At 42.7% G+C, this 24075-nt stretch carries 20 protein-coding genes; 10 read left to right on the top strand and 10 right to left on the bottom strand.

The window, feature by feature from the left end; translation table 11 throughout:
• Positions 1-170 precede the first annotated feature (170 nt).
• Entirely contained in the window at positions 171-782 is a 612-nt protein-coding gene (locus ACE1CD_RS18195) for a Uma2 family endonuclease (RefSeq protein ID WP_374825927.1), read from the top strand.
• Between the two features lie 406 nt (positions 783-1188).
• Positions 1189-3450 carry a CHASE2 domain-containing protein gene (locus ACE1CD_RS18190; protein ID WP_374825925.1) on the top strand — a complete coding sequence of 754 codons (2262 nt, stop codon included), beginning with the start codon at positions 1189-1191 and terminating at the stop codon, positions 3448-3450.
• Between the two features lie 56 nt (positions 3451-3506).
• Here ACE1CD_RS18190 and ACE1CD_RS18185 read toward each other — a convergent pair whose 3' ends face one another.
• From ACE1CD_RS18185 to ACE1CD_RS18175, 3 genes are all read right to left on the bottom strand, one after another.
• On the bottom strand, positions 3507-3746 hold the full coding sequence (locus ACE1CD_RS18185) for a hypothetical protein (protein WP_374825923.1): 240 nt from the start codon (positions 3744-3746) through the stop codon (positions 3507-3509).
• A gap of 28 nt (positions 3747-3774) precedes the next feature.
• A complete protein-coding gene (gene iscB, locus ACE1CD_RS18180) occupies positions 3775-5076 on the bottom strand; it encodes an RNA-guided endonuclease IscB (protein ID WP_374796149.1) in 1302 nt (433 codons plus the stop codon).
• Between the two features lie 434 nt (positions 5077-5510).
• Entirely contained in the window at positions 5511-6116 is a 606-nt protein-coding gene (locus ACE1CD_RS18175; protein WP_374825921.1) for a glutathione binding-like protein, read from the bottom strand.
• A gap of 43 nt (positions 6117-6159) precedes the next feature.
• Between ACE1CD_RS18175 and ACE1CD_RS18170 the strand changes: the two genes are divergently transcribed.
• The 5 genes from ACE1CD_RS18170 to ACE1CD_RS18150 all read left to right on the top strand — a co-directional run bounded on the left by ACE1CD_RS18170 (position 6160) and on the right by ACE1CD_RS18150 (position 12350).
• Complete coding sequence (locus ACE1CD_RS18170; protein WP_374825919.1) at positions 6160-8067, top strand: hypothetical protein; 1908 nt, start codon at positions 6160-6162, stop codon at positions 8065-8067.
• A gap of 204 nt (positions 8068-8271) precedes the next feature.
• Positions 8272-9498 (top strand): ABC transporter substrate-binding protein, encoded by a 1227-nt coding sequence (locus tag ACE1CD_RS18165; RefSeq protein WP_374825917.1) that lies wholly within the window; start codon positions 8272-8274, stop codon positions 9496-9498.
• A gap of 49 nt (positions 9499-9547) precedes the next feature.
• Positions 9548-10537, top strand: coding sequence for a branched-chain amino acid ABC transporter permease (locus ACE1CD_RS18160; RefSeq protein WP_374825915.1), 990 nt, complete (start codon positions 9548-9550; stop codon positions 10535-10537).
• Positions 10538-10628: 91 nt separating this feature from the next.
• Positions 10629-11549 carry a branched-chain amino acid ABC transporter permease gene (locus ACE1CD_RS18155; protein WP_374825913.1) on the top strand — a complete coding sequence of 307 codons (921 nt, stop codon included), beginning with the start codon at positions 10629-10631 and terminating at the stop codon, positions 11547-11549.
• A 12-nt stretch (positions 11550-11561) separates the two neighbouring features.
• Complete coding sequence (locus tag ACE1CD_RS18150) at positions 11562-12350, top strand: ABC transporter ATP-binding protein (protein ID WP_374825911.1); 789 nt, start codon at positions 11562-11564, stop codon at positions 12348-12350.
• A gap of 30 nt (positions 12351-12380) precedes the next feature.
• On the opposite strand, the gene ACE1CD_RS18145 is transcribed toward ACE1CD_RS18150, so the two are convergent.
• Positions 12381-12914: a hypothetical protein gene (locus ACE1CD_RS18145; RefSeq protein ID WP_374825909.1), complete on the bottom strand. Its 534-nt coding sequence runs from the start codon at positions 12912-12914 to the stop codon at positions 12381-12383.
• A 171-nt stretch (positions 12915-13085) separates the two neighbouring features.
• Between ACE1CD_RS18145 and ACE1CD_RS18140 the strand changes: the two genes are divergently transcribed.
• Complete coding sequence (locus tag ACE1CD_RS18140) at positions 13086-13808, top strand: ABC transporter ATP-binding protein (protein WP_374796141.1); 723 nt, start codon at positions 13086-13088, stop codon at positions 13806-13808.
• A gap of 132 nt (positions 13809-13940) precedes the next feature.
• Entirely contained in the window at positions 13941-15083 is a 1143-nt protein-coding gene (locus tag ACE1CD_RS18135; RefSeq protein ID WP_374825907.1) for an FAD-dependent oxidoreductase, read from the top strand.
• 21 nt (positions 15084-15104) lie between these two features.
• Here ACE1CD_RS18135 and ACE1CD_RS18130 read toward each other — a convergent pair whose 3' ends face one another.
• From ACE1CD_RS18130 to ACE1CD_RS18115, 4 genes are all read right to left on the bottom strand, one after another.
• On the bottom strand, positions 15105-16412 hold the full coding sequence (locus ACE1CD_RS18130; protein WP_374825905.1) for an MFS transporter: 1308 nt from the start codon (positions 16410-16412) through the stop codon (positions 15105-15107).
• Positions 16413-16633: 221 nt separating this feature from the next.
• Positions 16634-18541 (bottom strand): hypothetical protein, encoded by a 1908-nt coding sequence (locus ACE1CD_RS18125; RefSeq protein ID WP_374796138.1) that lies wholly within the window; start codon positions 18539-18541, stop codon positions 16634-16636.
• Positions 18542-18777: 236 nt separating this feature from the next.
• Positions 18778-19428, bottom strand: coding sequence for a TRAP transporter substrate-binding protein (locus tag ACE1CD_RS18120; RefSeq protein WP_374796137.1), 651 nt, complete (start codon positions 19426-19428; stop codon positions 18778-18780).
• Positions 19429-19917: 489 nt separating this feature from the next.
• Positions 19918-21048 carry a nucleotidyltransferase family protein gene (locus ACE1CD_RS18115; protein WP_374825903.1) on the bottom strand — a complete coding sequence of 377 codons (1131 nt, stop codon included), beginning with the start codon at positions 21046-21048 and terminating at the stop codon, positions 19918-19920.
• A gap of 11 nt (positions 21049-21059) precedes the next feature.
• Between ACE1CD_RS18115 and ACE1CD_RS18110 the strand changes: the two genes are divergently transcribed.
• The gene (locus tag ACE1CD_RS18110) at positions 21060-22187 is read left to right on the top strand and encodes a nucleotidyltransferase family protein (protein WP_374825901.1); all 1128 of its coding nucleotides are present in this window, start codon (positions 21060-21062) and stop codon (positions 22185-22187) included.
• Here the strand turns inward: ACE1CD_RS18110 and ACE1CD_RS18105 are convergent.
• Together ACE1CD_RS18105 and ACE1CD_RS18100 are read right to left on the bottom strand one after the other, a co-directional pair.
• Positions 22174-23124 (bottom strand): SMP-30/gluconolactonase/LRE family protein, encoded by a 951-nt coding sequence (locus ACE1CD_RS18105; RefSeq protein ID WP_374825899.1) that lies wholly within the window; start codon positions 23122-23124, stop codon positions 22174-22176. The two genes, ACE1CD_RS18110 and ACE1CD_RS18105, sit on opposite strands and share 14 nt — an antisense overlap.
• 34 nt (positions 23125-23158) lie before the next feature.
• A complete protein-coding gene (locus ACE1CD_RS18100) occupies positions 23159-24058 on the bottom strand; it encodes an SDR family NAD(P)-dependent oxidoreductase (protein WP_374825897.1) in 900 nt (299 codons plus the stop codon).
• Positions 24059-24075: the final 17 nt, after the last annotated feature.

The raw sequence follows: 24075 nt of genomic DNA, 5'->3' as shown, positions 1-24075 counted from the left end.
TGAACGAGCTCGATCTTAAATAATAATTATAGCCCAGTTTGACGATAACATTACGATCGAGAAATCTTTAATGAATTCGGTTAAACCCTTCAAACTTGCAAGTCAAGTGAGACAATGACATCCTTAACTGTCTATCTCGTCCAAATGGCTCCTACTCTTTGCAGTCGTGTATGATAGAAAAGCGATCGCAAAAGGTGACTCAGATGGTTATCGCCACTTCTAAAGCGGGATCGGTTACAAGTGGAGTCTTCCTCTCAAACGTCACATGGGAGACTCTGGAAAAGTTAGATGTAGATTTGGTAGGTACAGACGCACATTTAACTTATTTGGATGGTTGTTTGGAAATTATGCCTCCCTTATCTGAGGCGCATGAAGAACCTAAAAACACTTTAAGTCAGTTGTTAGAGATTTATATGCGGATGAAAAACATTCGTTTTTATGCGCGGGGGAGTACTACGATCGGAATGAAGGAATTGGGCGCAAGGAAAGAACCCGATGAGTCTTATTGTTTGGGTACGCGCAAGTCAGTTCCAGATTTGGCAATTGAAGTGATAGTAACGAGTGGGGGAATTGATATCCTCGAAATTTATCGTCGAGTGGGAGTGCGCGAAGTTTGGTTTTGGGAGGATGGTGTAATTTCGGTTTATTGTTTGCGCGAAACGGGATATGAGTTGGTGAGTAAGAGCGAACTTTTGCCGGAATTGGATTTGCGATCGCTAGAGTTTTATTCGCGAATGGCAGACCAATATGATGCAGTGAATGCTTTTATGAAATTGATATAGAATTGGATATTTGTAAATACAGCCAATCTCCTAATTCAAGCTAGTAAGCTCGTAACGTTATTGTAATTCATTTTTCGATGTAAGTGTTCAAGCACTTAAAATAAAAGTCAACACAGATGGCGTCGCACACGCGATCGGCTTCTGCTTTCTGCGGATTTTGGGTTTGGGCTAATACCTGGAGTATAGAGAATGGATCGGAAAATTAAGCGCTAAGACAGATGAGAAGATGGCAAGGAATGCAATAAGTATAGTAAAAGTTACTTAACGATCGCCCAAAGCGATCGCTTTGGATGAGTTGCGTTATCCAAGTAAAATCTGACGACTTCAGTTTTTACTACTTACTTGAGAAGGATGCTTATACCGCTGACTCTTTTACAACAACTTATTTATTTAGATAGAGATACCAATGATCGAATGGAAAGGCGTCAAACAGCAAATTTGGGAATGGCGTGCAGTATTAATTACAGCGCCTAGCGTTACAGGTTTTGTCCTGTTTTTGCATTTTTTAGGATGGCTGCAACCTTTGGAATGGACGGCGCTGAATCAATTTTTTCGTTGGCGTCCTTTGGAGCCTACCGACTCGCGCATTGTCATTGTTGGTATTAATGAACTCGATATCCAAAAAGTAGGACAGTGGCCCGCTCCCGATGCTGTCCTTGCTAAGTTGCTCCAGAAAATCAAGAAACAGCAGCCGAGAGCGATCGGTCTAGACTTATATCGAGATTTGGTAGTCAATCCCGGTCATCAAGAATTAGTAAAAATATTCGAGACGACGCCAAACTTGATAGGCATTGAAAAAAAACCCAATTTTATTGCTATTGATGGCAACAAAGTGGAGGATAAAACTTCTGCCGTCGCTCCACCGCCAGCACTCAAAGTAAGAGGTCAAGTAGCTGCTGCCGATTTGGTATTAGATGAAGATGGCAGAATTCGGAGAGGCTTGCTGTTTTTCTACACTTCAGATGGTGAAAAAGTAGAAACTTTGGGGCTAAAATTGGCTTTAATTTACCTCAAGAAACAGAAGATTACTTATGATTTTACAAAAGACAATTATATAAAAATAGGCGATACCGTATTTACTCGTTTTAACGGTAATAATGGCGCTTATGTGCGAGCCGATGATGGCGGCTACCAAGTATTGTTGAACTTTCGCGGGCCTACCAAAAGTTTTCGTACTGTTTCAATGACCGATGTTATAGAGGATAGAATACCACCAGACTTGATGCGCGATCGCATCGTTTTAATTGGCGCAACCGCAGCTAGTCTTAAAGACGAATTTTACACTCCCTACACGGGTCTAGTCAAGAATCGTCTGCCAACTACTGGAGTAGAAATTCATGCCAATTTAACCAGCCAAATTTTAAGTTCGGTATTAGACAAGCGCCCCCTAATCAAAGTTTGGAATGCACCCATAGCTTATTTGTGGACATTCGGCTGGTCGGCGCTTGGTGCTATCTTGAGTTGGAAATTGCGACACAGCAAAAATCATGTAAAATTATTCCCTTGGACAGCTGCTAGTATTTTACTTGCTGGCGTAATTTTAATCGGTGGTTCTTATTTTCTCTTCCTATTTGGTTGGTGGGTTCCCCTAGTTCCATCAGCAATGGCTCTAACATTTTCTGCAATTCTGATCGTCGCTTATCTAGCTGTAAGCGCAGCATATATTCGTCAGACATTTTCCCGCTATCTTACAAATGAAGTAGTAGCACGCATACTAGAAACTCCCGAAGGACTGAAATTGGGAGGGGAAAGGCGGAAGGTAACTATTTTGATGTCTGACTTGAGAGGATTTTCATCTGTATCCGAACGCTTTCCACCGGAAAAAGTTGTTGGTTTTTTAAACATCTACTTGGAGGCAATGGTAGATGTAATTACCCATTTTGAAGGAACTATTGATGAGTTCATTGGCGATGCTATTTTGGTTATCTTTGGTGCGCCAAATCAAAGAGAAGATGACGCTCAAAGATCTGTTGCCTGTGCCATAGCTATGCAGTTAGCTATGGACGCAGTTAATAAACGCATAAAACGTTTGGGAATACCCAAACTAGAAATGGGCATCGGTATTAACACAGGCGAAGTGGTTGTGGGAAATATCGGTTCGCAAAAACGCGCCAAGTATGGTGTAGTAGGTAATCATGTCAATCTAACTGGGCGGATCGAATCTTATACGGTTGGAGGTCAAATTTTGATTTCCGAATTCACTCTAAAAGAAGCAGGAGACATCATCAAATTCAACACTCAAATGCAAGTAGAACCAAAGGGAATTCAAAAACCAATTACTCTTTATGATGTCTGCGGTATCTCTGGAAAATATAACCTCTTTTTGCCTAAAAGTGAAGGCGAATTATTGACTATGAAGTCACCGATATTAATACAATATACTGTTTTGGATGGCAAGCACGTTATTGGAACTATGTTCGAGGCTAGGATAATTAGGCTATCAGCAAATAGCGCTGAAGTTGTAGCGGAACATCCAGCGGATATTTTAAGCAATATCAAAATTAACTTTTTAGGTGAAACAAACAAAACAGGTGATATTTTTGGAGATGTTTATGCTAAAGTGGTAAAACGATCGACAGATACCAACACGAGTTTTTATATCCGCTTTACTGCTATCCCACCAGATGTGGCAGCAGTGATATCCCAGACGATCGATCGCAACAAGTAGTTTTACCTCTTGCTTGCGTTTTTAATCCACTTACTACCCGCACAATTTTACTGCGCTTACTCTTGTTTTTTCTGTTCTTCGTCTTTTTTCATTCTCGTTCCTCCCCCAGTAGTGCTACCAGGAGCCCCGATCGATTCTTTATTATCTGGTTCTGACCCTCTGGTCGTTTCTGAGGGAGAAGGTGTTGCTTGTTTGCGTATTTGTGGCGAGGGTGGAGCTTTTTGCTCAGAAGTAGAGCAACCCGGAATTAATAAACTGACAAGAGCCAGTAAAATAACGACAGTGAGGTTTTTCATCAGAATAATGGGTAGAAACCCCGTCCTTTTAGGACGGCTTTACAAGTAAGTTTTGAAAAGAGTAGCTGTAACCATCTTTTTTGTGGATGGTTTTACAGTATTTGTGGCTAACACCTTGCACCATTTCTGTTGCAGAGATATTAAAAGAACCAGTCGCTCGAATGGCAACGCGCCCCACATAAACCCCTATTTTCTTGCCAGAGGTAACGACTGCCTTGACGATATCGCCAGTCTGGAAACCTTTGACGAATTTGTTGCGAGGAACGTATCGGCACGGAAAGCCAAACTTGTCAGTACGGCATATTTGACGAGTACCGTGACCCGTTGCCTTGATTAGTAACGGCTGACCAGTTATCACTTCTAGCGACTCTATTTGACCGACACAAGCAGCGTCTAGCCAGTGAGCTTTAGGCAGATTGAAGCGAGTTCTATTGAACTTCGTTAATCCACCAGAACCAGTTAAAACTTGTAAGCCAGTTTGCTGGAGTCGAGAGAACAAAGCCCAGCGTGTTGAATTAACCGCCGCCGCATCTTTAAGTGGGCGTTTTGCTTGAGCTAAAATTTGTTTCAATTTTTCTGGTTTCTTAGCAAGAAATTTAACAATGTCTTGGGTTCCTTTTTGGGTATTGCATTTCTCGCAAGCAAGGCAAAGGTTAGAGATGCGATCGGTTCCTCCTTTGGCTCTGGGTTGAATGTGTTCGATCTGCAATGGTACTTTTTCTACATCGCAATAGACACATTTTCTACCCCATTTGTTTAACAAATATTCGCGAATTTCATAGCCAAGTAACTCACCTTTTTGATATTCAACGCCCGATATTTCTGGATTTTCCATCTGCTGTAAATCGAATCGGACAAGCTCTTGAACAATTGAGCTAACTGGCGCGAATCGAATTATTTTGTGAATCCAGGTGATAGTTGTTTCTACTCGATGCTGGAGCGTCGGAGCTAACCAACCTTTTTTACGAGTGCGGTTAAGAAATCTAGATTGCCGATAGCGAGTATGGCGACTTCTTCTAGAGCGTCGTATTGCTCTGCGGGAATCTAGGGAAGCTTTGATAGTTTGTCCGCGATGAGTCAGATCTGCGCCCCAGATCGCTCGATTCTCTTGAAGTAAAGCAATACCCGTTGTTTTCGATCCGGGGTCTAGTTTGATGGTGAGCGGCTTAGGTGTTTCGGCTACCTCTTTCTTGAGGATAATCGTGAACGGAAACATTCTGAAAACGGCAGCTTTTCCGGCTGAGAGCAATTTACGTGCTGTGATTGGGCGACATGGTGTTAGTGGCTTTTTGTTGGTGTCGATAACGAAAACGTAATTTTGTTTGAGCATGGTTTTGCTCCTACTAATTGCTCGTAATGTTAGCTTCGCCAATGTTTTGAGGGCTTGTTATATCTGCAACACTATCTCAGTGACCTTAAGACTGTTTAATTGCAGATGACAGAGCAAGGAACTAGCTACGCATTCTCCGGTGTCGTGACCCTCAAAACGGAGTCAATGAAGACTTAGGCTGGTCAGAATGGCTTGTTAGATTTCTCTTTCAAGCCTCATGCCTTTAGGCTGAGGTTCCTGACCGATTTTAGCTTGTCCTTTTGTTATCAAGCTCAATCATACACAAAAACAGATATCTTAGAAAAAAATAACATAATTTTGTAACGCTACATCGCTTAATCGTAAGCAAACTTAAAAAAGGATTTTTTAAGTTTGCTTACGATTATTGCTACATTGGTAAGCTACGTATGGGCTGGATTAATGGCTGACGTTTACTAAGCCGGCACAGCCATTCCTTTTTTTACGGCGGGACGTTGTTGCACTGTTTCCACCCAACGTTTGAGATTTGGGCGATCATCTAGCGTTAATCCCTGAAACTCATAAATTGCGACCCAAGGATAAGTTGCAATATCGGCAATTGAGTAATCCCCGCAGATATATTCTTTGTCTGCAAGTTGTTTATCCAAAACATCGTAAAGGCGCAAAGTTTCTTTTTCGTAACGTTCGATCGCGTAAGCTATTTTTTCCGGTGCAAACTTCTTGAAGTGGTTTAACTGGCCGAACATTGGCCCCACGCCGCCCATTTGGAACATCAGCCACTGCAATACTTGATAGCGACCTTTTTGGTCAGCGGGTAAAAATTTTCCGGTTTTTTCAGCTAGATAAATGAGAATTGCACCCGACTCAAAAACGGTGATATCCGTTTCGCGATCGACAATAGCAGGAATCTTGCTATTGGGATTGATTGCTACGAACTCAGGTGTAAATTGATCGCCTTTGGTAATGTCAATTTTGTGGACATTGTAGGTCAGACCGACTTCCTCTAACATGATGGAAGCTTTGCGTCCGTTGGGTGTAGTGAAAGTGTAAAGGTCAATCATAATTTAGATATTGGTTATAGGTCATTACTCAATATCTTAAAAGATGAAACTGCAAATATTGGCGATCGCTATTCTAGCAAGCACGATCGGTTATGGCTGTTCGATCGCTACTTCTCAAGTCAGACAGCCGCCTGTCAAACAAACTGCACTCAAAGTAGCACAAGAAGGCGATCGTCGTTGGGATAATGCACAAGAAGCAGCTTTTCAACTTCGCAGTTTAGCAATTCGCGAGAAACTAGCAGCCCTTGACTTAGACAAACTCAATGCTTGGTGGCGACGGGAAAAAATCGGCGACCCCCACAAATATCTGCTTCCAGTTATCTTATCGCGTCTCAGTTTGGGAGAGAGATACAACCGCCAGCACATTTGGGATATTCTGATGGAATTAGAAAGAGAACGACCCGACCTTTACCATTTTCGCAGCGTTTTCGATATTCGCATCTTCTTCCTATTTCGCCACAAAATGCCCGCCAATGTAGAAGCTTCCTATCGCAGTATGGTAGAGTCGCCTCGCATGAAAGAATGGCTGGAAACTGGGACGGAAAACCATATGTTTATGCAGCGCTTATCGGGACTTGCTTTAATGGATAATAGCGGCTGGACTGTTAACGATCCGGCGACTTTTAGCACTATTGAAGCATGGTTGCGATCGGAACTCAACAAATTTTTGACGATCGGACAAGGCGAATTTCATTCTTCTACTTACTACGGATATAGTATCGGCGGTTTGCTCAATCTTTACGATTTTGGTCGAACTCCCGAACTGCGACAATTAGCAAAAGTCGGTTTAGATTGGTATGCTGCTAATATGGCTTTACGTCTGAGTTGGGGAACTGCTGGCGGTGCGGAAAGTCGCGGATTCGATCGCAATACTTGGGACAGCGGTTTGAGTGCGGTAGCTTGGATGTGGTGGGGCGGGGAAGAGCGGGGGAGCGAGGGAGCGGGGGAGCGGGGGAGGAATTACCAATTACCGATCGTTGTCGAAAAGATGAATAATGGTAATGCAAGATTAGCGCTATTGGCGGGGTTGAGTTCCTATCGTCCCGACCCCAGTTTGCGCCAGTTGGCGAGAAAAGAAGTACCCCTACCATTTTTAGCAAAAGCTTCTCATCCGGATTATTACAGCTACCATCAAGATAATCGCTTTTGGGAAACTTTTTACGTTACTAAAGATTACAGTCTCGCTACTCTTTTAGAACCAAAACGTTCTTATCAAGTGAAGGGAACCATCAACGCTCAATATGCCACTTACAAGTTAGCGATCCGGGACCCGAAAGGAGAAAACAACGCCGTAATTAGTTTGGGCGGAACTTATCACAACTTGATGGCAACCGGTCGCAGTCCGGGAGATCAATATGTCCAGGGACGCAGTGCGGTAATTTATCAGTTAATCCTCAATCAACAAGATTTGGCAGCTAATGTACCACCCCGTTCTCACTTAGTTATTCCCATTCGCTACGGTCAACCGCAAAGATACAGAGATTGGTATATTTGGCAGATTGAAGAAACTTGGTTGCTTGCTCGTCCTTGGGGTGATAAAATTAGTTTGCTTGCGCCTGTGTCGGAAAGGAATAAGGATTATCAAGCTTTAGTAGCAAGTGGGAATAAAACTGCTTGGATTACCGATGTGGCGAGAATTGCCGATTATCCAGATTTTAAACGTTTGACTGCTGCATTAGATCGGGTTGTGGTAGACGATCGCGAATGGGAAAAACAAGGCAAACTCGCTTACACTGGTTTGGAGGGCGATAAGTTAGTCATGACCTACGCACCCAACGGCGGTATCGGTGTTGCCAGCATCAACGGTAAACCGCGAGTATTGCAAAATTGGCCTGTAATAGCAAGTCCCTATCTGCGGGAAGGTTTGAGAAGTGGGGTTTTGGAATATCGCAATCCTGTCGGAGATAGTTGGAGCTTGCGTGCTACTTTGAACAGCTTCCAGTGGGATTAAAAAAGAAAGAAGGCAGATTAGGAAGTAGAACAAATTTTTTTCCCCATCTTCCCGATATTCCAGATGTTGTACCTCACTCACTCGCAATCGGCTCTAAATTGTTGGTTCGTAGTGGTGCGATCGGATCGATTGAAGGTACAAAAGCTGTACATTAATTGAGTAATATGTAAAATCTCCCAACAGAAAGATATTTCTCACCAGGCTATGAAAAAACCTACTTTCCTTGGTTCTGCCTTGTTGCTTGCCTTCGCTTCCCTGCTGAGCGCCTGCAATCAAACTAACTCTGGCCCAAATGCCACAACCACAGCAAATCCTTCCGCAGCGGCTGTTTCGTCTAACGGCATTCCCATCGGAATTGCTTTAGCGCAAACCAGCAACGTCGCTTTACTCGGTCAAGAAGGCATCCAAGGTGCCAAAATCGCCGAGAAATATTTTAACGATAAAGGAGGCATCAACGGCACGCCGATTAGATTGGTAGTTCAGGATACTGGTGGAGAAGAAGCGGGAGCGATTAACGCCTTTCAAACCCTAATTACCCAGAATCAAGTCGTCGGCATTGTTGGCCCCACTCTTTCCCAGCAAGCATTTAGTGCCGATCCGATCGCAGAGCGTGCTAAAGTGCCAGTCATCGGAGCATCCAACACAGCTAAAGGAGTTCCCGAAATAGGAGATTACGTGGCTCGCGTTTCTGCACCTGTTGCCATTGTTGCTCCCAATTCAATCAAAGCCGCTCTCAAGATTAATCCCAAGATCGAGAAAGTGGCTGTGTTTTATGCACAAAATGATGCGTTTAGCAAGTCAGAAACCGAAACTTTTCAGCAAACAGTTAAAGACCAAAAACTCGATTTAGTAACAGTACAAAAGTTTCAGACAACCGATACCGACTTTCAAACCCAAGCCACCAACGCTATTAACGCGAAACCGGATTTGATCGTCATTTCCGGTTTGGCAGCAGACGGCGGCAACCTAGTAAGGCAATTGCGAGAATTGGGTTATAAAGGTATCATCATTGGCGGAAATGGCTTCAACACTTCCAATATTTTTGCCGTTTGTAAAGCTCTCTGCGATGGTGTTTTAGTCGCACAAGCTTACAGTCCGGAACACCCAAACGAGGTTAACAAAGTTTTCCGTACTACTTATGTGAATCAATATAAAAAAGAACCGCCGCAGTTTAGCGCCCAAGCTTTCACAGCAGTTCAAGTGTATGTGGAAGCCCTCAAAGCTCTAGACCAAAAAAGCAAAGTTACGGCAATGCCTTTGCCTCAATTGCGTACAGAACTCAACAAACAACTCCTAGCAGGAAAGTACGATACTCCCTTGGGTGAAATTGCTTTTACACCAGTAGGAGATGTAATACAAAAGGATTTTTACGTTGCCCAATTGAAGGTAGATAAAGATGGGAACAACGGAAAGTTTGCGTTTTTGAAGTAGGTAAACTGACTGAAGCGAAGTCATTAGTTATTAAGCATCGGTAATTGGAATGGCTATGACCAATTACCCATCAAACATTACCAAAATTATGGATTTTACTTTGTTTCTGCAACAATTCTTAAACGGTTTATCCATCGGCAGCGTTTACGCTATTTTTGCCTTGGGATACACCTTGATATTCTCGATTTTAGGAATTATTAATTTCGCTCACGGGGCGCTGTTTACCCTTGGCGCTTATTTCACTTATGCGCTGATGGGAGAGAGATTTGGATTTAATGGATTGCTTGCCAATGTTGCCTTGTCGGTGCAACTTCCTTTCGCGATCGCCCTAATTTTAGGCAGTGTACTTGTCGGTTTGGTTGGGGTTGCGATCGAACGCATTGCCTTCCGTCCTTTGCGGCGCAGGCGTGCCGATCCCTTGCTGACAGTCGTTTCCAGTCTGGGGGTGGCATTGGTAATCGTGAATGCGATCCAATACTTAGTAGGTTCGGAAAGCTACAATTTTCCAGCTAATACTTACGGTAATTTACCAGTTGCAATTAACTTTGGCACAGCAGATAAACCGATTGCCATTCGGACAGTTCAAATTGTGATTTTTGCGGTTTCTGTAGCGATTACGGCAATTCTCACTTACTGCATCAACTACACAAAATTCGGCAAGGCAATGAAAGCCGTAGCCGAAGACCCAATCACTGCCAATTTGCTAGGAATCAATACGGATTTTTTTATTGTTATCACATTTTTTTTAAGCAGCTTTTTAGGAGGAGTGGCTGGTACTTTAGTAGGTTCCAGCGTGAGTATTGCCGATCCGTACTTTGGCATTCGGTATGGGCTAAAAGGTTTAGCAGTTATCGTACTGGGTGGTTTGGGCAGTATTCCCGGTGCGGTGTTAGGCGGTTTGGTAATTGGGTTGGTTGAAGCATTTGTGCCGGCAGATTATTCTGCTTATAAAGATGCGTTTGCTTTTGGAATATTGTTTATTATGCTGTTGGTTAGACCGCAAGGTTTGCTGGGGAGGCGTTTTGTGCAAAAGGTGTAGTCAATGGGTAAGTGCTAAAACCCTTACATATATGGCTCAAAATATGCCTGTGACTAATGGCTGATGTCTAATAAAAATCCCAAATTGCTTTATGGCTGAATTTTTAGCTAATTACGGATTTCTGATTGTTTCAATGGTGTTGGGAGCGCTATTGGGACTGTCGCTTTATTTGCCCTTAATGACTGGGCAATTGTCTTTGGCTAGTCCCGGCTTCTATGCTTTGGGTGGATATATTGGGGCGATTTTATCTACTCAAGTATTTAAAGTTAACGGCGGTTTATTTCCCATTGGGTTGGTATTATTGGAAATGCTAATTGCTGGGGTTGTTTCCGGCATATTGGGCGTTTTGGTGGGAATTCCGGCGCTAAGGTTAAGGGGTATTTATTTGGCGATCGCAACTATTGCTTTTGTAGAAATACTCCGCATTTTAGCTCTCAATTTAGATCTCACTGGCGGTGCAGTTGGTATATTTGGTATTCCGCAACCTTTCCAAACTCCGCTGGAATATTTGTGGATTGCCTTACCTTTATTAATTCTCAGCATGGTGATTCTCTACCGCCTGGAACGCATCCGTGTCGGTAGGGCGTTCACGGCTATCCGCGAAGATGAATTGGCTGCCGGTGCGATGGGAATTGACCCAACTTACTACAAGGTTTTGGCTTTCACTCTGGGTGCTATTTTGGCGGGAGTTGTCGGTGCGCTGAGCGCCCATTTCCTCAATACTTGGAATGCGCGTCAAGGCACTTTTGATGCCAGTATAGTTTACTTAACTTCGGTGTTAATCGGCGGAACCAGGACTTTTGTGGGGCCGGTGTTGGGTGGTATGGTATTTACAGCGCTGCCGGAGGTGTTGAGAGCGATCGCAGATACTGCTGGTTTACCGCTGTGGCTAGCCCAATTTCTGCGCGACGGTCGCCTGATTATTTTCGGATTGTTGATAGTTTTGGGAACGATATTTTTCCCCCAAGGCTTGATGACGCCGGATTTGTTGAAAAGACAAAGAGATAAATAGAAATTTGTGCAGATGAACGCCGAGAATCTTCCCGCCAGTTATCCTATTCTAGAAGCCAAGGGTTTAACTCGTACTTTTGGAGGTTTGGTTGCTGTTAACAATGTCTCTTTTACGGTGCAGAAAAATGAGATATTTGGGCTGATTGGCCCTAACGGTGCCGGAAAAACGACATTATTTAATACGATTACAGGACTGATTCAGCCTTCCAGGGGGCAGCTATTTTATCAAGGAGAAGAAATTTCATCTAGGCGATCGCATCGCATCGCTAAAGCCGGTATTGCCCGCACTTTTCAGAATATTCGCTTGTTTGGCGACCTCTCGGCGCTAGAAAATGTGACGATCGCTCAGCACGTCCACACTAAAAGCGGTTTAATAACTGGTGTGTTAGGTTTGCCACCAGCGCCTGCGGAAGAAATCAAAACTAAGCAGAAAGCTTTGGAATTGCTCGATTTGGTCGGTTTGCGCGATCGCGCCTATGTCAAAGCGAAAAATTTTGCATACGGCGATCAACGTCGCCTCGAAATTGCCCGCGCCCTTGCTTTAGAACCGCAAGTTTTACTGCTAGATGAACCCGCCGCTGGTATGAATCCCAGTGAAAAGCACCAGTTGAGCGAATTTATTCGGGAAATACGCGATCGCTTTAACTTGACTGTCATCTTAATCGAGCATCACGTACCCTTAGTTATGGGGTTGTGCGATCGCATTGCAGTTTTAAATTTCGGTCAGTTGATTGCTTTGGGCAATCCGACGGAAGTGAGAACTAACCCTGCTGTAATTGAAGCTTATTTGGGAGCAGATTGACACTCCCCGCTCTCTTATCGACGGGGATTCTTAAGAGATTTTCACTCTTAAAGGTTGTGCCAAACAACCCCTAGACACTCGACTTAAAGCCTTGTGCTTACTTTTCTTCAAGATATTTGCCGCACCATTTACATCAGCATTAACCAGAAAACCATGTTTAGTTCTGTACAAACCACGCTTAATTCGTTTACCAGAGAACTGATATTCTCTCTTGTTATCAGCTACCTTAATCCTGATTTTGGGCATGAGCAAAGTGAAATACCCATCTTTAGGAAGATAATGAGGAAGCCTTACCTTTTGCTGATAATTCCCCGATTTGGCTGCGTTAATCAATCCGTAAAAACTACGAAAAGTTCTATCAACTACTTTCAAAGTTTGTTGAGCTATATCGGTATTCAAACGTTTGTAGTTCTCATTAGTTTTGCAGTAATGATAATTGGATTCATAGTGGAGGTGTTTCTTATCTTGAAAATAGTATTGTCTAACTGTGTAAAGACCCACATTGTAAAGGTTTTTACTCAATCTACAAAGTTCTCGCAAGGCCGTGAATTCCTTGCTTGTCAAACTCCGTATCTGGTTTTTCTGAGTCAGGTACATACAACTTTCGCTAGAATTACTGCCATTTTAGTGAAAAAACTTGTATTAGGTCAATGGGTGACGGCGATTAAAATCGCCGACTCGATGCACCTCCTTGGTCTAAAGACACAAGGTTTCCAAGCTCCCGTGAGGTTTTAGATGAAAGCACCCGCTACGACACTATTAGAAATTAGGGAACTTTACGTTAATTACGGTGGTATTCAAGCCCTACAAAATATCAATCTCACTGTTAATGCGGGTGAGGTAGTAACTTTGATTGGGGCTAATGGTGCTGGCAAAAGTACTACTTTACGAGCTATTTCTAGACTGATCGATCCTCGCAGCGGTCAAATTATTTACCAAGGGCGGGATATTACCAAACGCGCCGCCCATGAGGTGGTGCGACTCGGTATTGCTCATTCTCCGGAAGGACGCCGGGTGTTATCTAGGCAAACTGTTCTGGATAATTTGGAATTGGGGGCGTATATTCGCTCTAATTCGGCAGAAATAAGTGCCGATCTCGATCGCCAATTTGAAATTTTCCCCCGTTTAGCAGAACGTCGCCATCAATTAGCGGGAACGCTTAGCGGTGGGGAACAGCAGATGTTGGCGATCGCTCGCGCTTTAATGAGTAAACCGAAAGTTTTGCTTTTGGACGAACCCAGTCTCGGTCTTGCACCTGCGATCGTGCGGGAGATTTTCGCTATTATTCAGGATTTACGCGCTACTGGGGTTACTATTCTTTTAGTCGAGCAAAATGCCAGACTTGCCTTAGAAACTGCCGATCGAGGTTACGTACTGGAAGCGGGTCGCATCACGCTGACGGGAGAAGCTTCCAATCTACTCGATGACGATCGGGTTAAGAAAGCATATTTAGGATGATATCAAATCCGCTTCGATCGCTCCTATTATTGGAGGAAGTGGGGGAGTCAAAAGTCAAAAGTCAAAAGTCAAAAGTCAAAATTAAGAATTTCTTCTCGCTCCCCCCCTCCCCCACTCTCCCACTCAGGCTTAATGATGAATAATCAACAAAAATTAGTGCTAATTGGTGGCGGTCACAGTCATGCGATCGCACTCCAATTATTTGGCATCAAACCTCTGCCAAATGTTCGCATAACCCTGATATCCGAAGCGCCAGACACACCATATTCTGGAATGTTACCCGGTCACGTAGCCGGATTTTACACACACGCAGAATGTTTTATCGATTTGCGATCGCTAACTAAATTTGCCCGGGCCGAATTTATTTGCGATCGCGCCATCAATCTCGACTTAAAAAACAATCAAGTTATTTGCGCTAACAGTCAACCAGTTTCCTTCGATTTATTATCAATTGATATCGGCAGCACTCCGGCGACAATATCCGTACCCGGTGCAAATGAATATGCAATTGCAGTTAAACCGATACCAAAGTTTTTGCAACAATGGAATCGAGTTATTGAGTCAGTTACCAATCAACCCGAACAACCGATTTGTTTGGGAATTGTCGGTGGGGGTGCCGGTGGTGTCGAATTGTCCTTAACAATGCAATCTCACCTGCAAAAAATCTCGCAGAATGCAGTAGAAATTCATTTATTCCATCGCGATCGCGAACTGATGCCAAATCATAACCGATGGGTGCGCCGACATATGCAAGAATTACTCATCCGTCGCGGCATTCATCTGCATTTGGCAGAAAATGTTTGTGAGGTTCAACAAAAATTTGTCAAATGCGAATCTGGACTTATAGTTGAATTCGATTACCTTTTCTGGGTAACGCAAGCATCTGCACCGGATTGGCCGAAAATATCCGGATTAGCAACAAACGGAAATAACTTTATTTTGGTAAACGATAACTTGCAATCTGTCTCTCATTCCGATATTTTTGCGGCTGGCGATATTGCCACATTGATTAATAATCCTTGTCCGAAAGCGGGAGTATTTGCAGTCAGACAGGGTAAGCCATTATTTAATAATTTGCGGCTGAAATTAGAGGGAAAATCATTAAAGCCATATCAGCCGCAAAAAAGATATCTGAGTTTGATAGGCACTGGGGATGGTTCTGCGGTTGCATCTTGGGGGCAATTCGGATGGGAATCGCCGCTTTTGTGGTATTTAAAAGATTGGATCGATCGCCGCTTTATGAATAAATTCAACAGCCTCTCTTCTGACTTTTGACTTTTCTAGTCCCTCATTTGCTCAATCTGCCAAAACTTGTCCTTTAGTTTCGATCGTCCAAGGTATAGCGGCTAATCCCAACAACGGAATAAAACCAACCCAAAACAAAGTTACCGATGCGCTAGACAACGAACTTTTCTGAGAAGCCAGATAACCTACCAAAAATGGGCCTGCTGCCGCCACTACTCGGCCTGCATTGTAGCAGAAGCCAGAACCGGTTGCTCGCAGCCTGGTGGGGAATAGTTCCGGTAAGTAATAGCTGAAACTGCCAAAAATGCCAAAAACACTCAGACCGATGAAAAAGAAGAGGTAAAGTTGTACTTCCGGAGGTATTGAAAGCCCAAAGATAATTAAAATTGCAGCTGAAGAGAGAAAGAAGTAGAGAGAAAACATCATCTTGCGCCCTAATAATTTGGCAAGAAGACCTGTCAGAAGCGTGCCAATCAAAGAGCCCAAATTAAGACAATTGCTAGCGATTGTTTTCCATTGTTCGATCAGCACTTGCGTAGCCGTTGCATCCAAACTCCTTTCTAAAGCTACCGACTGACCCAATCCAGCAGCAATAACAGGAATAAAAGAACTGCAAGTCGAAGCAGTGACGATCGCCGTAATTGCCAACAGCAAGCCGCTAATCGTTGCAGGCAGATTTTCGGGGTTGAAAAGTTCGCGAATGCGGGGAGGAGCCATTTTTCCGGCATTTTTGAGCCAAACTTCCGGTTCTTTAACAAATAAGCGCACGATCGCCGCCACCACAGCCGGAATCAAACCGCACATAAATATATAGCGCCAAGAAACTTCCGGACTTTCCGGTAATAACACCCCAGCGATCGCGAAATTAACGCAAGTTGCCAAAAAGTGTCCTGCTGGCGCAGCTGTACACAATAAAACCGCCGCTTCTACCCGCCGTTTTTCCGGCATTACTTCCGCCACCACAGTCACTCCAGCAGCCCATTCTCCGCCAATTCCCAAGCTACTGAGAAATCGGCAAAGCATCAAAATCCAGATATTCGGGGCGAAAGCACAGCTAGCGGTTCCTAAAGAATAGATAAGTATCGTCAGCAGCAGCGTTTTAGTGCGACCGATGCGATCGGCCAATTTTCCGAACATCACCCCACCAATTGCCCAACCTAACAGCAAAACCGAAGTCATCACTCCAGTCCAGTAAAACGTTGCTGCTTTGGCTTCCGGCGAACCAATAGTCAAATTTAACAAAGTTGGCACGCAATTGGGAGCAACGTAATTAAATAGGATGAAGTCAAACAAATCGAAACCCCAACCCAGCCACGCTGCAAACAGTACAGTCCATTGGTAACGACTCAAACCCAGCATTTTCGATTTCAGCAGGTAATTGCTTTTGTGATTGTTTAGTTAATTTAACAAAGATCGCGGATGATATTCTTTACAGTCGATCGCTCAGACAGAAGGGAGATATTTCACAGGGTCGTGGGCGAGCGGGGGGTGAGAGAATTAATCTTTTCCCTTTTACCTTTTCCCTTTTACCTTTTCCCGCTCCCTCTTCCCTAACCCCTAACCCCGATGCCCTAATTTCCTCACCTTTGATCGTCAGCCAAAGTAATCAGCGAATCATTGATAGTCAGATAAAGCAGCCTATCCATACTCGGTACTAAATAGATACCGAAATTTTTATCTTTATCCTGGGCTTGGGCGGCAATTCTGACACCAATACAAACTTCGTCTCGATGTTGTGCAGCCAGTACGCAGTCAGCAAATGTTAGCCTACCAAGCTTTTGGACTGGGAAGTAAAGCGATGCTGGCTTGATATAAAGTTCGCTACCGTCTGCGGAAAACAAATCCTGATAGATTGACATCACATCAGGTTCTTGGGATACCTGCGCTAAAATTTTAGAAACAAATTGATTGGTGAGAAGAAAGTCTTTCACACCTGCTTGGATTACCAGGTCAGTATTTTCTGAGTCAATAATTTCGGCAATCAAATTGGTAGTGACTTTGTTTCCAGTTTCAGCCGTATATTCTTTAAAAATTTGTCTGATTTCCAACAATATGGCGAGCGTCTTCGCATCAATTTCCTCGATATTGTCGCCACTGCCAGCCAAAATGGATATGGTGTGATATTCATAGGGTTTTAGCTGCTTGATATCCTCTATAGAATCCAAGTTTATTCGCAGCACTTCCATTTTGATGTGCCGATAATTCTTCGCAATCATCTCAAATTCAGTTTTGATATCGTCCGTTAAATTGTCTACTATGAGATTAACGTGCGAATCTTCGAGTACGTATTCTGCATATTCTTTAAGAGCGATCGGAGTTTTGCTGTTCCAACCGATAATAAGATACTTTTCAGATTTCCGTTCTAGTGTTGTCCGGTAATTGGCATAGCCGAGATCTTGAAGCTGCACTACAGGTTCTGGATGAACTTGGATGGTTGAGTCATCTTCTGCAAGTATGATAACTTCATCATCTTCTGTTAACTTGTAATCTTTGCTTGGTTTTAGTATCAGGTTGCCATCTACATGACGCACGCCAATTGGTATCCCATTCCGGAAATGAAATGGCAATTCTGCAAAGGTTATCTTCGGCCAAATTGAATCTGGACGATAGAAATAGAATTCGTTGCCTTCAAAACCTACCAAGTTTAAATATACTGTTGCCAGTCCTACACTCCGAGAAGTTTGCACTAATATCCGAGCCAAAATATCTGCTTCATTCAGAGTAGTGACTGATTTGGGAGCGATGTTTTCAGCTAGGCGGCGATATTTTTCTGAGTGTAATTCTACGACAATTTGTGGCAAGTTTTCTTCTCCATTAGCAGCTACAACTGCGAGAATAGCCTTAACTACACGCGCATCTGATAAAATTTTAAATTGCTCTGTATCTGATGGGTTAGCATCGTTTAATATCACAACCGACTTAGCTACTTCTACTCCTACTTTCTTAAGATTATTTAAACTCGTGATTGCACCATTACGAGTAACTACTCTCGTTGTTTTTAGTTCGATGATGTTATTGCGAATAAAATCATCCATATTCTCCTTATCTTTCTCTGACAAAATCACAACTGCTGCGTCTGGTTCTGATTCGTTACCCACCACTAATTCTTTAATAATATCTGCGATGCGATCGCTGAATCCCAAAATCAAGGTATGGTTTTCTTCTACTACGATGCTTTTCCCCTTACGCAGCAACTGGAGTCTGTATTCAAATTGTTGAGTGATGAAAGCTACCAAGCTGGAAAATAACACTAAACCTATGAGGATGGTAATGACACCCACAAACTTAGCAGCAAGATTGGCATCGTCTCCAGCGTCTCTTAAGCCTATAAGTTGAACAAAAACTTCCCAGGACAAATCCGGAGAATATTCTGCATCTTGATTGGGAAAAAATCGATCGGCAGCGTAACGCGCTGCTGTCATTAGAGCAAAAGCGGCAAAAAATACTGACAATAAGGCCAGAAAGACTGAGAATCCTCCTTTCGACATAAAATTGTCGAAATTATACTGTAAGCGCTTTTGCCAAGAGACTTTATTGCGAGAATGTTTACTGCTGTTTTCTAGCAAAATTCCTGTTAACCTCCAAATCAGAATTAGCCCTAATCAAATATTACAATAATTTTTGTAACGTTAGCTGGCTGGCTTAGTGCTGGGGCAGACATAAATCCCAGCATAACCCCTTGGCAGACTTCCTCGTTACACCACAAGGTTAAGCGGGCAGAATGTCAATATGAATTGCTGCCTATCGCAAAATTTGCAAAGCTCAATTCCTTAGTGGCATTCCACTTGTAAATTTCCTTCCTCAATCCGAAACGCGACATTACCTCGCCGCCGAGTCCGGGAATACGCATTTTCAATCCTTTAAGAAGATCTGCTAAGGACTTGATTTCTCGCTTAAACCAACCGCCCATCTGCACGCCTGTGTTGCCAGCGGGAAAATTAATTATATTAAAGTCCGAGTAGAGTTTCTGCATCGCCTCCAAACCGCCACCCCGATACAGCCAAGCGTTTTGCTGCTGGGCGTTAAATCCAAACGGTACGCTGGTGTCGAAACCCAAGGCGGGATTTTTGCCAACGTAGTAGTAACCGGGAGTGTGACCGCATTCTACCGTTCCCGCTGGCACGGCATCCAGAACCTGTAGTCGGGGGAAAATTTCGCCCGCTGCAAAAGGGGTGATGGTGAAACGCCCGTTTGTCATTTGCCGGACGCGCTTGCAAACCGTGTCTGCGCCTCGGTAGATTGTTTCCAGCGATTTTGGCCAACTGATGGCCATTCCCCATCTTATAGTTGGTAGGGCGCTGCTTGTACCGGTAGTTGCGATCGTCTTGCTAAAAGCTGCGATCGCTGCTTTGCCAAAAAACTTTCGCCGTTTCATCTTTGGAACACAAAATTTAGCTAGGGGTGAGGGTTAGGGCGTCGGGGTTAGGGGCTAGCTTAGCGGGAGAGTCTCAATTCTATATACTGAGGTGATTTGCTTGCCTCTAAAAAATGGTATTTAAAATCACCAATACTTTATCAGTATACCGTAATTTTTCCTGCAATTTCACCCCAGTTATCTTTGTTTTATTTACTTGACTAAACTGTGAATTTGTGTTTCCCTTTAGCAAGTAGGTGGGCGTAAATAAACTGAACTCCCAGAAACCGGGTTTCTCGAACAATACCTTCGTGAAAATTAAAAATGCCTTGATTAGTAGATTGGGCTTCGCTTCACTCAAGCCAACCTATTAGACATCTCCAAAAATTCTTGTGGGGTAGGCATCCTGCCTGCCTTTGAAATTATTTTCTGGAGAGGTCTATTGAGAAACGGCGAAAGTATTGTAATTATAGAAATATTTTCCTCTATAAGTTTCTCCTGATGTTAAGTTTACTTGAAAATATCGTTTCGTATCCTTTTCATACCTTTAAGAGTAACTTGCAATGGAACTGACCATAAATTATCCAACCCCCAGACATCTTGTAAATATCTGGGAAAACCCATAATCTTAAATTTCAACCCACTACTTTGAACAGACTTCAAATATTGAGAATATCTAATGATGAAAGTTTTTATGACAGGCAGCGGTTCGCCGGCGCTTACTTGATACTCCATAAGTTCAAAAGCTGAAGGTTTCAAATCTCCAACCTTTTCGATAATTTCGTGGGGAATAGGTACTAATAGTAACTCAGACAATATCGCTATCATCTTTTTTAAAGCCAAAATAAATCGATACTTTTCCGCATCAGCCACCAGAACATCCCAATCTATTGAATCGGCAAATGAGTTAATAATTGTCATCCCATCAGCCACCAAACGAATTGGTGGAACTAAATTCCAAATTGTTCCCTGGTGACAAAGCTGCAATAACTGATAAGTTGGGTTTAAGACATAAGTTGATAAATCTTTTATTTGGGTGGCGCTCGTCCCCGCTCCGAAATTAGTATTTTCTTGCCAAGGATACCAGTATATATGTCTGTAAAGATTCAATATTTTGCCAGAATCATCTACAAAGCTAATCACAGATAACTTAGATAAAATTTTATCTGGCACTTTTTCTTTTAACTTCCAGCCCAACTTATTCAATAAAGCGAGTGCGGCATCTCCATCTGCCCAACGCACACAAATATCCAAAGTATCTATAGCACGAAGTCCATCATCTTGATAATAATGTAAAAGCAAAGCGACATCTTTAAGAATTATTGTCTCAATCCCAGCATCTTGAAAAGAATGCAGAAGTGCGGTAAGTTTAGAAACTAGAAGTTGATTTTCATACCATCTACGTCGGTAGACACCCTTCAGTCTTACCATCTCAGAATCTTCCACGCCATGAACAGATAAATTGCGATACAGTAATGGTAGCAACCGATAAGATTCTGGATCGAGATCCTCAATATCCACAGTTGTCTTCCATTGCTGCCAAGCATCAGTCGCATCTTTTCCTTGCTTGAGGGCAGCCCGCAAAAGCAATTCCTGCTCCGAAGTAACCCATTCAAATTTTCGCTCGTTTTTAGAATTCATAAGGTGTATAAATGAGTCAAAAAGTAAAGGTTAAGGAAATAAAACTTAAAGAATCGCGCCCAGAAATCGAGCTACTTCTTTGTTGTGCCAGAACTAGCATAGATAGTACAATGGCAGAGCGAATAAAAACAATAGTCCAGGAAAACATTGACTGGAAATACCTCATAGAAATAGCATCCCAACACGCCACCAAGCCACTGTTGTACCACAATCTTTCCAGCATTTGTCCAGAAGCAGTTCCACAGCCAATTTTCGATCGCCTTCGCAACGACTACCGCGCCAACGCCCTACGTAATATGTCCCTGACTAAGGAACTGCTGAAATTATTAAATTTGTTTGAAAAGCACCAAATCCCCGCTATCACCTACAAAGGAGCCGCGCTGACTGCTGCCATGTATGGCAACTTGTCGCTCAGGCAGTTCGGTGATTTGGATATTTTGGTTCAGCCGCAGGACTTTTCCAGAGCAAAAGAACTGCTGATTTCTCAAGGATATCACCCAGACTCAAAATTTGAATGGGAAGAAAGCTTAATCAATAATAAAAACAAAGTTAATGTAGACCTCCACAAGAGAATCGCACCAAAATACTTCCCTCTTTTACTCGATTTTGATGGCTTGTGGCAACGCTTGGAGCTTGTATCTATTATTGGCACAACAGTCACTACCCTTTGCACCGAAGATTTGCTGATTATTCTCGCAATGCAGATAGCGAAAGACTCTTGGGAACAAGAGCAAAAGCTTTCTCAAATCTGCGATATTGCTGAATTGATTCGCTCTCATCAACAGTTGGATTGGGGACGCATCATCAAGCAAGCTAAAACTTTAGGTAGCGAACGAATGCTGTTGGTGAGTTTGCTCTTAGCCAAGGAACTTCTAGATGCTAAAATTCCCAGCGAAATAGAACGAAGATTGCAAGGAGATCGGTTGATAAAAATACTTTCATCCAAATTGCAACAATGGCTTTTTTATAGTTCCGATAGCACGATCGAAAAGATGCAAAAATTATTCTTTTTTCCTTTTGGAGTGAGGGAACGGTTGCAGGATAAAATTAATTACGGTCGCCGTTTGTCATACCTCTCTTATCTGGGCATAAAAAATCGGGTGCAGGGAATAGGAGCGTCAAATATTAAGCAAAGTTGATGCCGGGAATGTTTACTCTAATTTTGTAGACCGAAGTTTGAGCAGTGATATAAAGACTTTGCCAATCTCGATCTCCCCAAGCACAATTTGCTGGTTGTTCGGGAGTAACTATTGTTCCTAAATGATTGCCTTCGCGATCGAACACCCACACGCCTCCTGCTCCCGTACAATAAATGTGTCCCTGCACATCTACTTTCATCCCATCAGGTAAACCCGATCGCTTAACGTTCATATCGTAAAAGATGCGACTATTAGCAAGTGTACCATCTGTTTTAACATCAAAAATTCGGATATGACGGCGTTCTGAATCATCGATATAAAGTTGCTTTTCATCAGGTGAAAATGCTAGACCATTTGGTTTATTAAAATCATCGGCTACAACAATAATTTCGCTGCCATCAGGAGCAAGGCGGTAAACTCCTTGAATTGCTTGTTCTTGCTGTTCGGGTTTGATGCCATAAGGAGGATCGGTAAAATAAATCGCGCCGTCACTTTTGACGACAACATCATTAGGACTATTCAATTTTTTGCCTTGAAATTTATCGACTAATACGGTAATCGTTCCGTCTTTCTCGGTGCGGGTAACTCGGCGCGTACCGTGTTCGCAAGCAATTAATCTGCCTTGTTTGTCTCTAGTCAAACCGTTAGAATTATGACTGAGTTCTCTGAAAATCGTTACCTGACCATCTGGAGTCAGTTGCAAAATTTTGTTAGCAGGAATATCGCTAAATAAAAGATAATTTTCTTCCGCGAACCAAATTGGCCCTTCAGTAAATTGAAATCCGGTAGCTACGCGATCGATCTTTACTTTCTTAGGAAAAAGACTTGCAAATTTATTAGATTTTGATTCCAGACGACTGCTAGCTAATTTACCTGGTTGATTGGCGGCGAATTTCCTTTCGATCTGTCTTTTTATCCATTTGGCAATACGCAACATTTGGCTTTCTTCCGTTAATTTTATCCTACTTTATCTATTGAGGCGGATTTTGAGCAACGCGATAACTATATAATGTTGCTCCGCCATCAATTTTCAAAACGGTTCCCGTCGTGAATTTGGAAAAATAATCTGAGGCTAGATAAACAGCCGCTCTACCAATATAACAAGGAGCGATCGAACACTTATGTAATAGGTTATATTCATGATGTAAAGGGTTCCCGCGATCGTCTATTGCCACCCAACCGGGAGCAATTCCATTTACTCTGATTCCGGAGGGAGCAAATTCTACCGCTAATTCTTTGATAATCATGCCTAATGCTGCTTTTGAAGAACTATAACTAGGCCAGCGGATAAGTATTTCTTGATGTATAGAAGTTAGAAAAATAATCGCTCCCCGAATAGAATTACTCACCATCATATTGGAGATAAGTTTGGTAAGGTACATCGGCCCAAATATGTTGGTTTGAAAAGTTTTTTGCCATTCTCCCAAATCTAAGTTATTTATCCCGATCGTTTCAAATTGAATGCCTACATTATTGACCAGAATATCAATTATAATTTTATTTTCCTCTAAAATGCTATATAAATAATCAATATTTTCAGGCTTTGATATGTCTGAAACAAAGCCTTTTACCTTAACGGGATAAGTATTTAATTCTGTTTCTAAATTTAAACATCCTTCCTCAACAATATCGGTGAAGAAAATATTTGCGCCTTGTTTAGCCATTTCAATAGCAATACTTCTGCCAATGTTTCTTGCTGCTCCGGTAATCAGGACATTTTTTCCGGCTAAAAGCTGATTATCTAAAACTAAATCAGGATCTACTGTTTTGACAAAAACTTTTGGAGGGAGATTAGGTATCGGATTGATGAAGGCTTTAGATGCAGCTTTGAAACGAGTTTTGATGTTGTTTAGCCGAGTCTTTAAGTTCATATATGTGAATTATAATC

Source organism: Aerosakkonema sp. BLCC-F183 (assembly GCF_041929145.1).
GTDB lineage: Bacteria > Cyanobacteriota > Cyanobacteriia > Cyanobacteriales > Aerosakkonemataceae > Aerosakkonema.
This window is presented reverse-complemented; position numbering and strand designations above follow the sequence as displayed.

Excerpts from the sequence above, each read along its gene's own strand:
- ACE1CD_RS18195 (WP_374825927.1), top strand. The coding sequence starts at position 171 with ATGATAGAAAAGCGATCGCAAAAGGTGACTCAGATGGTTATCGCCACT.
- ACE1CD_RS18190 (WP_374825925.1), top strand. The coding sequence starts at position 1,189 with ATGATCGAATGGAAAGGCGTCAAACAGCAAATTTGGGAATGGCGTGCA.
- ACE1CD_RS18185 (WP_374825923.1), bottom strand. The coding sequence starts at position 3,746 with ATGAAAAACCTCACTGTCGTTATTTTACTGGCTCTTGTCAGTTTATTA.
- iscB (WP_374796149.1), bottom strand. The coding sequence starts at position 5,076 with ATGCTCAAACAAAATTACGTTTTCGTTATCGACACCAACAAAAAGCCA.
- ACE1CD_RS18175 (WP_374825921.1), bottom strand. The coding sequence starts at position 6,116 with ATGATTGACCTTTACACTTTCACTACACCCAACGGACGCAAAGCTTCC.
- ACE1CD_RS18170 (WP_374825919.1), top strand. The coding sequence starts at position 6,160 with ATGAAACTGCAAATATTGGCGATCGCTATTCTAGCAAGCACGATCGGT.
- ACE1CD_RS18165 (WP_374825917.1), top strand. The coding sequence starts at position 8,272 with ATGAAAAAACCTACTTTCCTTGGTTCTGCCTTGTTGCTTGCCTTCGCT.
- ACE1CD_RS18160 (WP_374825915.1), top strand. The coding sequence starts at position 9,548 with ATGGCTATGACCAATTACCCATCAAACATTACCAAAATTATGGATTTT.
- ACE1CD_RS18155 (WP_374825913.1), top strand. The coding sequence starts at position 10,629 with ATGGCTGAATTTTTAGCTAATTACGGATTTCTGATTGTTTCAATGGTG.
- ACE1CD_RS18150 (WP_374825911.1), top strand. The coding sequence starts at position 11,562 with ATGAACGCCGAGAATCTTCCCGCCAGTTATCCTATTCTAGAAGCCAAG.
- ACE1CD_RS18140 (WP_374796141.1), top strand. The coding sequence starts at position 13,086 with ATGAAAGCACCCGCTACGACACTATTAGAAATTAGGGAACTTTACGTT.
- ACE1CD_RS18135 (WP_374825907.1), top strand. The coding sequence starts at position 13,941 with ATGATGAATAATCAACAAAAATTAGTGCTAATTGGTGGCGGTCACAGT.
- ACE1CD_RS18130 (WP_374825905.1), bottom strand. The coding sequence starts at position 16,412 with ATGCTGGGTTTGAGTCGTTACCAATGGACTGTACTGTTTGCAGCGTGG.
- ACE1CD_RS18125 (WP_374796138.1), bottom strand. The coding sequence starts at position 18,541 with ATGTCGAAAGGAGGATTCTCAGTCTTTCTGGCCTTATTGTCAGTATTT.
- ACE1CD_RS18120 (WP_374796137.1), bottom strand. The coding sequence starts at position 19,428 with ATGAAACGGCGAAAGTTTTTTGGCAAAGCAGCGATCGCAGCTTTTAGC.
- ACE1CD_RS18115 (WP_374825903.1), bottom strand. The coding sequence starts at position 21,048 with ATGAATTCTAAAAACGAGCGAAAATTTGAATGGGTTACTTCGGAGCAG.
- ACE1CD_RS18110 (WP_374825901.1), top strand. The coding sequence starts at position 21,060 with ATGAGTCAAAAAGTAAAGGTTAAGGAAATAAAACTTAAAGAATCGCGC.
- ACE1CD_RS18105 (WP_374825899.1), bottom strand. The coding sequence starts at position 23,124 with ATGTTGCGTATTGCCAAATGGATAAAAAGACAGATCGAAAGGAAATTC.
- ACE1CD_RS18100 (WP_374825897.1), bottom strand. The coding sequence starts at position 24,058 with ATGAACTTAAAGACTCGGCTAAACAACATCAAAACTCGTTTCAAAGCT.